The organism is Alcaligenes sp. 13f, from assembly GCF_020496585.1.
Lineage (GTDB): Bacteria > Pseudomonadota > Gammaproteobacteria > Burkholderiales > Burkholderiaceae_B > Alcaligenes > Alcaligenes phenolicus.
Genome location: NZ_JAHKKC010000021.1, coordinates 29,388 through 42,813, shown reverse-complemented (window position 1 = coordinate 42,813; position 13,426 = coordinate 29,388). Strand labels below are relative to the sequence as shown.

Annotated in this window: 8 protein-coding genes; 6 read left to right on the top strand and 2 right to left on the bottom strand. The window is 58.9% G+C overall.

The window, feature by feature from the left end; genetic code table 11:
- Positions 1–70: 70 nt before the first annotated feature.
- Complete coding sequence (locus tag KOE80_RS16120) at positions 71–673, top strand: hypothetical protein (protein ID WP_226349508.1); 603 nt, start codon at positions 71–73, stop codon at positions 671–673.
- 181 nt (positions 674–854) lie between these two features.
- Here KOE80_RS16120 and KOE80_RS16115 read toward each other — a convergent pair whose 3' ends face one another.
- Both KOE80_RS16115 and KOE80_RS16110 read right to left on the bottom strand, forming a co-directional pair.
- Positions 855–2,390 carry a 3-hydroxyacyl-CoA dehydrogenase gene (locus KOE80_RS16115; protein WP_226349507.1) on the bottom strand — a complete coding sequence of 512 codons (1,536 nt, stop codon included), beginning with the start codon at positions 2,388–2,390 and terminating at the stop codon, positions 855–857.
- A gap of 31 nt (positions 2,391–2,421) precedes the next feature.
- Positions 2,422–3,654 carry a CaiB/BaiF CoA transferase family protein gene (locus KOE80_RS16110; protein WP_226349506.1) on the bottom strand — a complete coding sequence of 411 codons (1,233 nt, stop codon included), beginning with the start codon at positions 3,652–3,654 and terminating at the stop codon, positions 2,422–2,424.
- A gap of 246 nt (positions 3,655–3,900) precedes the next feature.
- Between KOE80_RS16110 and KOE80_RS16105 the strand changes: the two genes are divergently transcribed.
- From KOE80_RS16105 to KOE80_RS16085, 5 genes are all read left to right on the top strand, one after another.
- A complete protein-coding gene (locus KOE80_RS16105) occupies positions 3,901–4,872 on the top strand; it encodes an NAD(P)H-dependent flavin oxidoreductase (protein ID WP_226349505.1) in 972 nt (323 codons plus the stop codon).
- A gap of 13 nt (positions 4,873–4,885) precedes the next feature.
- Positions 4,886–5,629 (top strand): enoyl-CoA hydratase/isomerase family protein, encoded by a 744-nt coding sequence (locus KOE80_RS16100; RefSeq protein WP_083054302.1) that lies wholly within the window; start codon positions 4,886–4,888, stop codon positions 5,627–5,629.
- Between the two features lie 219 nt (positions 5,630–5,848).
- Positions 5,849–10,582 carry a glutamate synthase-related protein gene (locus KOE80_RS16095; protein ID WP_226349504.1) on the top strand — a complete coding sequence of 1,578 codons (4,734 nt, stop codon included), beginning with the start codon at positions 5,849–5,851 and terminating at the stop codon, positions 10,580–10,582.
- A 33-nt stretch (positions 10,583–10,615) separates the two neighbouring features.
- Positions 10,616–12,088 (top strand): glutamate synthase subunit beta, encoded by a 1,473-nt coding sequence (locus KOE80_RS16090; RefSeq protein ID WP_060186151.1) that lies wholly within the window; start codon positions 10,616–10,618, stop codon positions 12,086–12,088.
- Positions 12,089–12,915: 827 nt separating this feature from the next.
- Positions 12,916–13,152: a hypothetical protein gene (locus tag KOE80_RS16085; RefSeq protein WP_022983381.1), complete on the top strand. Its 237-nt coding sequence runs from the start codon at positions 12,916–12,918 to the stop codon at positions 13,150–13,152.
- Positions 13,153–13,426: the final 274 nt, after the last annotated feature.

Sequence of the window (13,426 nt, the reverse complement as noted above, 5' to 3'; positions counted from 1 at the left end):
AGCTGCCCCCTACAATCTAGCCCTCGGATCACTGCACCCTGCAGCTATCAAACAGCTGCGGATACTTACCATGACACGTATTACTTCCGCTGCCCGTCTGACCTTTACGGGCATCCTGTCGGCCCTGGCTGTTTTGATCTTGCCTTCGGCCCAGGCCTTCGCCAATGAGTCGACAACGGCAGCCACACAGAGCACAGCGCAGGCTACCAGCATCCTGAATCGAGATAGCCTGGAGCAGGCTATGTACACGCTGCTGCAAGCCACCATGGCCAGAGACCTGGAAACAATTCTGCAATTTCAGTCGCCGCGCAAGATTCAGAAAATTTCAAAGGCAATGGGCAAGGACCATGCAGAGACCGTTGCCGAACTGATCCGGGTCGGCCGCTCTATGGATAAGCATCAGCCCGTACAGATTCTGTCTGGCCACTACGACGTGGATACTGCACAGTTCGGCAAAACCAGCACAGGCCGCGACTACGCCGTGCTGATCTACAACCGTACTTTCAAGAAAGACGGCAAGACCTTTGAGCTTAGCTATCCCACATTGGCCAGCGTAGATGGCAAGACGATTTTCATCATCCCGCTCAGCGAGGATGCGCTGCTGCCCGAACTGATCGAGCTGTATCCCGATCTGGCTTCGGTGAAAATACCCGCGACCAAAACACAGAAGTAATAGTCTGCTCTCCTGGAGCCCTGAGCCCGGCCTAAGCATCTGTTTATTGAGCACCTGGTTCAGGCTGCCAATAAAAAAGCCTGAGTCCGGTGTCATCCCGGACTCAGGCCGACTCATAAGCTTGTAGGCTGATCTACCTCTAGAACACGCTATAAAGCGTCCAAGAGAGTAATCTCAGGCCTTACTGCGCCTTGCACTGAGCCAATGCCGTCAAGGACATACCCAGTTGGACACGGCGTTGCAGCCAGGGGCTGGCGCGGTAGCGCATATCGCCCGTGACAGCTTGCAAGGTGTTCAATACATCCAGCAAATCACGCGAGCCGACGGCATCACCCATGGACAGCGGGCCATTGTGCGGATAACCCAGGCCCAGACGCACAGCGGCGTCGATATCTGATGGGGTCGCTATCTGCTGCTGAGCGATATCGCTGGCGATGTTCACGATGGTAGCCACCAAACGCTGGGCCACAAAACCGGCAGAGTCTTCGATCACGCTAACCGCCGTACCATCGCTGGCCAGCATGGCCCAGGCTTGATCGCGCCATTCTGGTGTGGTCGCAGCCGAGCACATCAGCACGCGGCGGCGGCCTTTCTCCAAGCCGAACAAGGTATCCAGCGCGACGGTGCGAGCTGGGTCCAGGCCATGCAAGGACACCAAAGTCGCCACGTCTTCACCGTACGGCGTCAACAGAATCAGCGCATCAGCCGGTGGCTGGTCGCCTTCCACCACTTTCACGCCCAGTTCGCTCAGCAATTGCAGCGCGCGCGCCTGACCTTGCTCATGGTAAGGCGAGACCCACACAGGAGCAAAGGTCGTGACAGCGGGAACAGCAGGCTCTTGAGGAACCTGTTTCTTGCCATCTTCATACTTGTAGAAACCTTCGCCGTTCTTGCGACCAAACAATTTACCGGCGTGACGCACGGCAGTAATGGGCGAAGGACGGAAGCGCGGCTCGTCGTAGAACTGACGGTAAATGGATTCCATGACCGGATGGGACACATCCAGCGCGGTCAGATCCAGCAGTTCAAAGGGCCCCATGCGGAAACCGGCCTGCTCGCGCATGATGGCGTCGATCTGGTAGAAAGGCGCCACGCATTCCTGGGCGATTTTCAGGCCCTCGATGTTCATGCCACGACCGGCGTGGTTCACGATAAAGCCGGGCATATCCTTGGCGCGCACAGGCGTGTGGCCCATGTCACGCGATACCTGCATCAAGGCATCGCCCACTTCCGGAGAGGTGCGCAGACCGTCGATAACCTCGACCACTTTCATCAGCGGCACGGGGTTGAAGAAGTGATAGCCAGCCACACGCTCGGGGTGACGGCAGGCTTGGGCAATGGCAGTAATGGACAGCGAAGAGGTATTGGAGGCCAGCACACAGTCGGCCGACACAATCTCTTCCAGCTGTTGCAGCAAGCCTTGTTTAACGTCCAGGCGCTCCACAATGGCTTCCACAACCAGATCGGCAGGGGCAAGAGCTTGCAGATCGCTGGCGGTTTGCAGACACGCTTTGGCCGCGTCCACCTGTTCCGCCGTCATGCGGCCTTTTTCTTGCAAACGACTCCAGACGGCGTGTACATCCGCCAAAGCAGCCTTGACCGAGTCCGCATTCAGGTCATACAGCAAGACCTGCTTGCCAGCCTGGGCAGCAATCTGGGCAATGCCCCTTCCCATAGCACCTGCGCCAACAATAGCGATGGTTTGTATCTGTTTCATGATTCACAACCTGATCGAAAAGCAATAAAAATTAAGCCTGTGCAGCGGAGCCGGACACCAAGGCCTCGACCTTGTCGGGCGATAGCTCCAGCACTCGCGCCAGGACCGCGCGGGTGTGTTCTCCCAGACGCGGGGGCGCACTGCGATACTGCACCGGCGTGGCCGACAAACGTAAAGGACTGGCTACCGAAGGCACGCTGCTACCCTGCCCGGTCGGCAAGTCCAGGCGCAAGCCGCGCGCCAGCACCTGCGGGTCCTGATAAACCTGTTCCATCGTATTGATGGGCCCGGCTGGAATACCCACAGCTTCCAGCGTCTGCAACCAGCTATCGCGCCTGCGGCTTCGCATGATCTGCGCCAGCATGGGCACCAGCTCGTCCCTGTGCATGACTCGTCCGGCATTGCGCGCAAAACGAGGATCATCCGCCCACTCGGGGTGACCCAGTTCCTGCGCAAAACTGCGAAACTGGGCATCGTTGCCCACCGCCACAATCAAATGCCCGTCACTGGCCTCAAAGACCTGATAGGGCACCAAATTCTGATGTGCATTGCCGGGGCGCTGTGGCGCCTGTCCGGTACACAAGTAATTCATGTTCTGGTTAGCCATCATGGCCACCTGACAATCCAGCAGAGCAATATCCAGATGCTGACCCAAGCCACTACGGTGGCGCTCCACCACGGCTGCCAGCACAGCCACGGTGGCGTACATGCCTGTCATGACATCGGCCACAGCCACACCCGCTTTTTGCGGTTCACCACCTGGCTCACCTGTCAGGGACATCAAACCACCCAGCCCCTGGATCATGAAGTCATATCCTGGACGACTTGCATAGGGGCCAGTCTGCCCAAATCCGGTAATCGAACAATAAATCAGGGCCGGGTTGATGGCTTGCAGGCTTTCATAGTCCAGTCCGTACTTTTTCAGGCCACCGACCTTGAAGTTTTCCACCAGAATATCGCAGCGACTGACCAGCTGACGCACCACCTCAGCACCTTGTGCAGTGCCTATATCCAGGATGATGGACTCTTTATTACGGTTGGCAGCCCCAAAATAGGCTGCATCTTCCGTGTCCGCCCTGTGACCATCCTGCAGATACGGCGGCCCCCAGCCTCGGGTGTCGTCCCCGGCACCGGGACGTTCGACCTTGATGACTTCCGCACCCAGATCAGCCAGGTTTTGAGTACACCAGGGCCCGGCCAGCACGCGCGTCAAGTCCAGAACACGCAATCCCGCCAAGGGCGCTTTTCGTTCAGTCGTGGTCATAGCAAACAAAAATCCTTCAAGTCGCTTATTGTGCACTACGTCTTCTTAGTCCGGCCTACGGACAGAAAAAAGTGCTCAAACCATGGTCATTTTCGAGGCCGGAGGAATTTGTGCAGCGCACCAAGCCGGGCGACGATAAACCGTCCTAGAATAGGTGACGATAGATTATCAGCGGCAGATCTTCCTTGCAGGACCCCGCCCCTTCAAGAGGCAGGGCACTTCTTTCGATAACAGGAGACCGACCTTATGCCATCGGCATTAACGCAGCAGCTTTATCAATCTATGACCCTGCCTGTAATGGCAGCGCCCATGTTCATTGTTTCGAACCCCGCTCTGGTGATTGCACAATGCGCCAGCGGCATCATCGGTTCCGTCCCCGCCTTGAACGCCCGCCCCCAGGAAAAGCTCAAGGATTGGCTGGACGAAATCGACGACACCCTGGCCGAACTACGCGAGCGCCATCCCGAGCGCCGCATCGCCCCCTACGCCATCAACCACATCATCCACCAATCCAACGACCGCCTGGAGCAGGATTTACGTGTGTGCGCCGACCACAAGGTGCCACTGGTGATTACCAGCCTGCGCGCCCCGCAAGACATCGTGCCGCATGTGCACGCCTGGGGTGGCAAAGTCTTCCACGACGTGACCACCTTGCGTCATGCTGAAAAAGCGCTGGAAGCGGGTGTGGATGGCCTGATCGTGGTGGCTGCAGGTGCTGGCGGCCACGCCGGTACCTTGAGCCCCTTTGTGCTGGTTAACGAAATCCGTCAGATTTTTGATGGCCCGATTGCCCTGTCCGGCGCCATGAGCCGGGGTCGCGACATTCTGGCGGCCCAAGCCATGGGGGCCGACATGGCCTACATCGGCACGCGCTTCATTGCCAGTACCGAAGCCAATGCCTCGGACGATTACAAGAACATGATCGTCAAGGGTCGTGCCGCCGATATCGTCTACACCCCGCTGTTTACCGGCATCCCCGGCAACTACCTGAAGGACAGCATCCGCGCTGCAGGCCTGGACCCGGACAAGCTGGACAGCGAAAAAAATGCCGACACCGCCTTCGGTTCGGGCATGAGCAAAGCCTGGCGCGACATCTGGGGCGCTGGTCAAGGCATTGGTGGCATTGACTCGGTGAAATCTACTGCCGACATCGTGGCCCGTTTGCATCGCGAATACCAGGAAGCCAGGGCAGCACTGCTGGCCTCCCCCTTCGCCTGAACAGGAGCACGCCATGATACGGACTCATGACGCAGGCCATTGGCTGGAAGTCATTCTGGACCGCCCGGAACGACGCAATGCCTTGACTGGCCCCATGTACGAAGAGCTGGCCGACATCATCGACCAGGCCAATCAGAACCAGAAATATCGTGCCCTGATTCTGACCGGCGCGGGCGAGCATTTCTGTGCTGGCAACGACATCTCGGAGCTGTCCAATGTGCGCAATAGCGACATGCCGCCACCGATCAAATTCCTGCGCAGTCTGGTCCAGGCCGACATCCCACTGATCGTGGCCGTAGAAGGTCACGCGGTGGGTATTGGCGTAACCTTGCTGCTGCATGCGGACTTTGTGTACGCGGCCCGTGACGCGCGTTTGCGCATGCCCTTCACCGCACTGGGCCTGTGCCCGGAAGGCGCCTCCAGCCACCTGCTGGCGCAGTACGTGGGGCCACGCCGTGCCAACGAATGGCTGCTGCTGTCACAAGCCTTCAGTGCCGAGCAAGCCATGGAAGACGGCCTGCTCACTGAACTGACCGACCACGGCAATAGCCTGGAAGCCGCCCGTGCCTGCGCTCACGCATTGTCCGAGCAGCCTCCCATTGCCTTACGCACCAGCAAGCGTCTGCTACGAGAACCCCAGCGCGAAGTTTTGCTGGAGGTTCTGGAACGCGAGCGCAAGCTATTTTCCAAACTGCTGGAAGGCGAAGAAGCTCTGCAGATTCTGGGGCAAATGAGCCAGAACCGCAGCGGCAAATAGCGCTTGTGTGGACCTGATTTCTGCGCAAACCCGCATGTGCAGCGATCTTGCCACACTGCACCCGGTTCAGACGGGTGATAAGGGGCCTGTGAGAGCAGGTCCCTAATTTTTTTTACCGTATTCGCAAAAAAATCTTGCGTGCAAAAAAAAAATCGCTGTATTTTATTTTTTGCGCTGCAACAAATGCACCGCTTTAACACGTTCTTTGCGGATACGCCCATGACACACTCCTGTCCCCCCCAAGCCCAAGGCTTGTACCTTCCCGCTAACGAACACGACGCCTGCGGCGTCGGATTTATCGCACACATCAAAGGCCAGGCGAGCCACGCCATCATCACCCAAGGCCTTAAAATCCTGGAAAACCTTGATCACCGCGGCGCTGTAGGCGCAGATCCCTTGATGGGCGACGGTGCAGGCATTCTGATCCAGATCCCCGACCAGCTTTACCGCGAAGAAATGGCCGCTCAGGGCGTGACCCTGCCGCCCCCCGGCGAGTACGGCGTAGCCATGGTGTTCCTGCCCAAGGAAACCGCTTCCCGCCTGGCCTGTGAACAGGAGCTGGAACGTGCGGTACGTGCCGAAGGCCAGCACATGCTGGGCTGGCGCGATGTGCCGGTGGACAGCACCATGCCCATGTCGCCCACCGTCAAGGCCAACGAACCGGTGATTCGCCAGCTGTTCATTGGCCGCGGCCCGGATGTGATGGTGCCCGATGCGCTGGAGCGCAAGCTGTACGTGATCCGCAAGACCGCCAGCCACGCCATTTACCGCATGGCATTGGCCCACGGCCAGGAATACTTTGTGACCTCGGCCTCGGTGCGTACCATCGTCTACAAAGGCCTGCTGCTGGCTGACCAGGTTGGCCGCTACTACCGCGATCTGGCCGACCCTCGCGCCTGTTCCGCCCTGGCCCTGGTGCACCAGCGCTTTTCCACCAACACCTTCCCCGCCTGGCCTCTGGCCCACCCCTACCGCCTGATCGCCCACAACGGCGAGATCAACACGGTACAGGGCAACTTCAACTGGCTGCGTGCCCGTGAAGGCGCCATGGAATCGGCCGTGCTGGGTTCGGATCTGCAAAAGCTTTACCCCATCGTGTACGAAGGCCAGTCCGACACGGCCACTTTCGACAACTGCCTGGAACTGCTGGTGATGGCCGGCTACTCGCTGCCGCACGCCATGATGATCATGATGCCGGAGGCCTGGGAGCAACACGCCGAGATGGACGAAAGCCGTCGCGCTTTCTACGAGTACTACGCCGCCCAGATGGAACCATGGGATGGTCCTGCTGCCATCGCCTTTACTGATGGCCTGCAAATTGGTGCGCTGCTGGACCGTAACGGCCTGCGTCCGGCCCGCTACGTCATTACCGACGACGACATGATTGTGCTGGCCTCTGAAGCCGGTACCCTGCCTATTCCTGAGCACCGCATCGTCAAGAAATGGCGTCTGCAACCGGGCAAGATGCTGCTGATCGATCTGGAACAGGGCCGCATCATTGACGATGCCGAGATCAAGTCCCAACTGGCCAACACCCACCCCTACAAGCAGTGGATTGAACGCCTGCGCTTGCGCCTGGACTCCCTGCCCAGCGTGCCCGGCGTGCGCCCCCAATTGGCCACCCGCGAACTGCTGGATCAGCAACAAGCTTTTGGCTGGACTCAGGAAGACATCAAAGTCGTCCTGCAGCCCATGGCCAGCAAGGGCGAAGAAGCCACCGGATCCATGGGTAACGACGCACCGTTGGCCGTGCTGTCCGACAAGTCCAAGCCCTTCTACAACTACTTCCGCCAGCTGTTTGCTCAGGTTACCAACCCGCCTATCGACCCGATTCGCGAACAGATGGTGATGTCGCTGGTGTCCTTTATTGGCCCCAAGCCCAATCTGCTGGACATCAACAACGTCAACCCACCGCTGCGTCTGGAAGTGTCCCAGCCCGTGCTGAGCCCGGCTGACATGAACCAGATCCGGCGCATTGAAGCGGCCAGCAATGGCAAGTTCCGCAGCCAGGAACTGGACATCGTCTACCCCAGCGCCTGGGGACCGGAAGGCATAGAGGCCAGCGTGGCCGCCCTGTGCGCCCGTGCGGCAGATGCCGTGCGCGATGGCTACAACATCCTGATCCTGACAGATCGCCGATGTGACGCCGAGCATGTGGCCATCCCCGCCCTGCTGGCAACCTCGGCCATTCACCAGCACCTGATCCGCATCGGTCTGCGTACCCGCACGGGTCTGGTCGTGGAAACTGGCTCGGCCCGTGAAGTGCATCACTTCGCCCTGCTGGGTGCGTATGGTGCCGAAGCCATGCACCCCTGGCTGGCTTTTGAAAGCCTGCAACATCTGGCCCAGGACCCGATCAACCAGATCGACGCCTCCCAGGCCGAGGGCTACTACATCAAGGCCATCAACAAGGGCTTGTACAAGGTGATGTCCAAAATGGGCATCTCCACCTACATGTCCTACACCGGCGCGCAGATTTTCGAGACCATCGGCCTGTCGCGCTCGCTGGTGGACAAATATTTTGTGGGTACTTCCTGCCCGGTGGAAGGGATTGATATCTTCACCGTGGCCGAAGAAGCGCTGCGTCAGCATCGCGCCGCCTACAGCAAAGATCCTGTACTGGAAAACCATCTGGAAGCCGGTGGCGAGTACGCCGTACGTGTTCGTGGTGAGGCCCATATGTGGACCGCCGACTCCATCGCCAAACTGCAGCACGCCACCCGCAGCCAGAACTACAGCACCTACAAGGAATACGCCCAGCTCATCAACGAGCAAAGCCGCCGTCACATGACACTGCGTGGTTTGTTCGAACTGCGTCTGGACCCAGCTCAAGCGATTCCTTTGGAAGAGGTGGAACCGGCTAGCGAGATCGTCAAACGCTTTGCAACCGGCGCCATGTCGCTGGGTTCGATTTCAACCGAAGCCCACGCCGTACTGGCCGTGGCCATGAACCGGATTGGCGGCAAGTCCAATACTGGTGAAGGTGGCGAGGACGAGCTGCGCTACCAGCATGAAATGCAGCACGGTAAAAGCGGCATTCGCCAGGGTGACACCTTGGCCAGCGTCCTGGGACAGGATCGCGTATTTGCCGACATTGAGCTGCAAGAGAACGATTCGCTGCGCTCGCGCATCAAGCAGGTTGCGTCCGGCCGCTTTGGCGTATCCGCCCAATACCTGTGCAGTGCAGATCAAATTCAGATCAAGATGGCACAAGGAGCCAAACCCGGTGAAGGCGGCCAGTTGCCCGGCCATAAAGTGTCCGAGTACATCGCCAAACTGCGTTACTCCGTTCCCGGTGTGGGCCTGATTTCTCCTCCCCCCCATCACGACATTTACTCCATCGAAGATTTGGCCCAGCTGATTCACGATTTAAAGAACGTGAACCCGCAAGCGGATATCTCCGTGAAGCTGGTGTCCAAAGTAGGTGTGGGCACCGTGGCCGCTGGCGTTGCCAAGGCCAAGGCCGATCACATTGTGATTGCCGGTCATGACGGCGGTACGGGTGCTTCGCCCCTATCCTCCATCAAGCATGCCGGTACCCCCTGGGAACTGGGTCTGGCTGAAACCCAGCAAACCCTGTTGCTGAACCGCTTGCGCAGCCGTATTCGCGTGCAGGCCGACGGCCAGATGAAAACCGGCCGCGATGTGGTGATCGGTGCCTTGCTGGGTGCGGATGAGTTTGGCTTTGCCACCGCTCCGCTGGTCGTGGAAGGCTGCATCATGATGCGCAAATGCCATCTGAACACCTGTCCCGTTGGTGTTGCCACCCAGGACCCCGTGCTGCGCCGCAAGTTCAAGGGCAAGCCCGAGCACGTGGTGAACTACTTCTTCTTCGTTGCAGAAGAAGTGCGTGAACTGATGGCCAAGCTGGGTGTACGCCACTTTGACGATCTGATCGGTCGCAGCGACTGGCTGGATATGCGCAGCGGTATCGAACACTGGAAAGCCCAGGGCCTGGACTTCTCCCGCCTGCTGCACAAAGTGGACAATGAAGAGTCCCCACGTCAGATCGCTACCCAGGATCATGACCTGGAACACACGCTGGATCGCCAACTGATCGAGCGCAGCGCCGTGACCTTGAATCAGGGCACGCCGTTGTCTTTCATCACTCCCGTACGTAACCGCAACCGCAGCGTCGGTGCCATGCTCTCGGGCGTATTCACCAAGAAATACGGCCATCAAGGTCTGCCTGACGACAGCCTGCACATTCAGTGCAAAGGTACAGCGGGTCAGAGCTTTGGCGCTTTCCTGGCGCAGGGCATCACCCTGGATCTGGTGGGTGAAGCCAATGACTACGTAGGTAAAGGCTTGTCCGGCGGCCGCATTATCGTGCGCTCGCCCAACGACTTCCGTGGCTACGGCCCGGACCACATCATCGTGGGCAATACCGTGCTTTACGGCGCCCTGTCCGGTGCGGCTTACTTCAACGGCGTGGCCGGTGAACGCTTTGCCGTGCGTAACTCCGGTGCCAGCGCGGTTGTGGAAGGCGTAGGCGATCATGGTTGCGAATACATGACGGGCGGTACCGTGGTTGTTCTGGGCGAAGTGGGCCGCAACTTTGCAGCCGGCATGTCCGGTGGCGTGGCCTACGTGTGGGACCCGCAACGTCGCCTGCAACTGCGCTGCAACCCCGGCATGGTGGATCTGGAGCCTGTGCTGAGCAAGGCCGAGCAAGAGATGAACAGCAGCATGGCGCAATGGCACAGCCGTAGCGCCCAGGGTGAACGTCAGACCGACGATGCCATCTTGCAAACCCTGGTTCAGGAACATTTCAAGGCCACAGGCAGCTTCCAGGCCCGCGAGCTCTTGAAAGACTGGGATAGCGCCCGCGCACAATTCGTCAAAGTCATTCCACGCGAGTACCGCCGTGCATTGAGCGAATTGTGGCAAGCCCCGCAAGCCAGCAAAGCCGCGCCCAAAAGCAGTAAAACCCGCCGTTCGGCTTCGGCCTGAACCCTTCCCATCACCATCAGGAAACGACACATCATGGGAAAGACGACTGGATTTCTTGAGTTTCAACGTCTGCAAGAAGCCGTAGAAGCTCCTTTAAAGCGGGTCAAGCACTGGAAAGAGTTTGTCCAGGTATTGAACGACGAGCAGGCAGGTCAGCAGGCCGCCCGCTGCATGGATTGCGGCATCCCTTTCTGCCACAACGGCTGCCCGGTCAATAACATCATTCCTGACTGGAATGATCTGGTTTACCGTCAGCAGTGGAAAGAAGCGCTGGACGTGCTGCACTCCACCAATAACTTTCCGGAAATTACTGGCCGCATCTGCCCCGCTCCTTGCGAGGCAGCCTGTACCCTGAACATCGACCGTGCGCCCGTGGGCATCAAATCCATCGAGCACGCCATCATCGACAAAGGCTGGGCAGAGGGCTGGGTTGTGCCACAAGTGCCTACCCACAAAACCGGCAAACGCGTGGCCGTCATCGGCTCCGGCCCTGCCGGCTTGGCCAGTGCCCAGCAATTGGCACGCGTCGGCCACGAGGTCACCGTGTACGAGAAAAGCGACCGCATTGGTGGCCTGATGCGCTACGGCATCCCCGACTTCAAGCTGGACAAACACTTGCTGGATCGTCGCATCGCCCAAATGCAGGCCGAGGGTGTGCAGTTTTGCCCTTCTACCTATATTGGTCAGGCACAAGATCAAGCCGCCCAGGAACCGGGGCTGACCGTGCTGTCCCCTACCGAGCTGGAACAACAGTTCGACGCCATCATCCTGGCAGGCGGCTCCGAAACCCCCCGCCTGCTGGAGGCCCCCGGTAGCCAGCTGCAAGGCGTACATCCCGCCATGGACTTCCTGCGCATCCAGAACCAGCAAGTTGCCGGCTCACGTGGCACCCCCGCCATCAGCGCCCAAGGCAAGCATGTCGTGGTGATTGGTGGTGGTGATACCGGCTCGGACTGCGTGGGCACCAGCACACGCCAAGGCGCAAAATCGGTCACCCAGTTCGAACTGATGCCCCGCCCGCCCGAGCAGGAAAACACGGAGCTGACCTGGCCTTACTGGCCCATGAAACTGCGCACCTCGTCCTCGCACGAAGAAGGCTGCGAGCGTGACTGGGCGATCAACACCGTAGAGCTGGAAGGCAAGAACGGCCAAGTCAAAGAACTGCGCGCCGTGCGCGTGGAATGGAAAACCGATCCAGCAACAGGCCGCATGAGCATGACCCCCATCGCCGGCTCCGAAATGACCTTCCCAGCCGACCTGGTCCTGCTGGCCATGGGCTTCACCGCCCCCGTACGCCAAGTGCTGGACGCCTTTGCCGTAGAAGCCGACCAGCGCGGCAACGTCGCCGCCAACACGGATGACTACCAAACCAGCCGAGCCAAAGTCTTCGCCGCCGGAGACATGCGACGCGGCCAGTCCCTGATCGTCTGGGCCATCCGCGAAGGCCGCCAGTGCGCCCGTTCCGTAGACGAATTCCTGATGGGGAGTTCGACACTTCCCCGCTAAGCCTTCTTGGTAGTACCAGTACACAAACAGCCAGCCGCGATAAACGGCTGGCTGTTTGTCTTCAAGCGAACGAGATCACTTCCAGGCCCCCTGACTTCGCGGGTTCTTATTTGTTGTTTGCGGCTCGCTGCCTGCTGCCTGCTGCCTGCTGCCTGCTGCCTGCTGCCTGCTGCCTGCTGCCTGCTGCCTGCTGCCTGCTGCCTGCTGCCTGCTGCCTGCTGCCTGCTGCCTGCAACTAGCCTACGAGCCTGTCATCCATATCTGCCAGCTTTATTTGCCTGGCAACGGATTGCAGCAAGAAGCAGCCAGAGCGATTAGTTGTGGGTTGTCGGCTGTTGGCTGTTGGCTGTTGGCTGTTGGCTGTTGGTTGCCACCATTCTGAAGCCCTTGCTGGCTTGAGGCTGGGTTGGAGCATTCAGGGGGCTTGCCGCCGTCTGGGGCTGTTGTAGGGATGCAAGCACCTTGCTGTTTGAGTTCAACGCTTGTGGTTTGTCCGGGGGACAAACCACTGAACGAGTTCAAGGTGCGCCCTACAACAGCCCCAGACAAGGGCACCGGTGCGCAGCACCGGCAAGCTTCCGCTCCGACCCAGCCTCAAGCCAGCAAGGGCTGCCGCAAGGACCCCACTCCCCACCTAAAACCCGCAAAACCCTACAAACCCCACCCCCATAAGCCTTTGATTTAATTTCCCTTTCCAAAGAACCCTAGGGTTTTCCCCTAAAAACCACAGGCTAATCCAATTCCTAGGGTTTACCCTTGCTTTTAGACTAGGGAAAACCCTATAATGGGGACTCGTAACTTAGACCTTCACCTTAAAGGGAAAGCAAATGTCTACCATGACCACTTACTCGCACTACATTCACTGGAGTGATGCTGTTGAGCGTGGGGTAATGCAGCATGCCCTGGAAAATGGTGAATCCGTGTCTTTAACTGCACTGACCAAAGCAGCGGCCAAACAAGTTTCCAAAGCCGCAAACGTGGTGTTCAAGTACATGGTCGAACTGACCCGTGCCTTGAACGAAGCCCGCATCCGCGATTCCCGCATGTCGGCCAGCTACTGGTAAGCCACGCATCACCGTCGTAACGCTCAAGCAAAACACCGCTTGATGTTGAAAAGCCTGCTGATTTAGCAGGCTTTTGTTTTTTCTGCGTTTGCCAATGCCGCCTTTCCAAGGGCACACCTTCATGCATCGCAGAACCTTGGCTCATTGGGCGCAAGCACCTCACAAGGCGTCTCCCCAGCCCCAAGATCAAGACAAGCCAGGCACGGAGAGCGTTTCTTCCCGCGCCGCAGAACATGAAAAAGGCCAGCAAAAGCTGGCCTGCAGAACTACGACA

What these genes read in the sequence shown, in the direction of transcription:
- KOE80_RS16085 (WP_022983381.1), top strand. Translation starts at nt 12,916, where the DNA reads ATGTCTACCATGACCACTTACTCGCACTACATTCACTGGAGTGATGCT.
- KOE80_RS16110 (WP_226349506.1), bottom strand. Translation starts at nt 3,654, where the DNA reads ATGACCACGACTGAACGAAAAGCGCCCTTGGCGGGATTGCGTGTTCTG.
- KOE80_RS16100 (WP_083054302.1), top strand. Translation starts at nt 4,886, where the DNA reads ATGATACGGACTCATGACGCAGGCCATTGGCTGGAAGTCATTCTGGAC.
- KOE80_RS16095 (WP_226349504.1), top strand. Translation starts at nt 5,849, where the DNA reads ATGACACACTCCTGTCCCCCCCAAGCCCAAGGCTTGTACCTTCCCGCT.
- KOE80_RS16115 (WP_226349507.1), bottom strand. Translation starts at nt 2,390, where the DNA reads ATGAAACAGATACAAACCATCGCTATTGTTGGCGCAGGTGCTATGGGA.
- KOE80_RS16120 (WP_226349508.1), top strand. Translation starts at nt 71, where the DNA reads ATGACACGTATTACTTCCGCTGCCCGTCTGACCTTTACGGGCATCCTG.
- KOE80_RS16105 (WP_226349505.1), top strand. Translation starts at nt 3,901, where the DNA reads ATGCCATCGGCATTAACGCAGCAGCTTTATCAATCTATGACCCTGCCT.
- KOE80_RS16090 (WP_060186151.1), top strand. Translation starts at nt 10,616, where the DNA reads ATGGGAAAGACGACTGGATTTCTTGAGTTTCAACGTCTGCAAGAAGCC.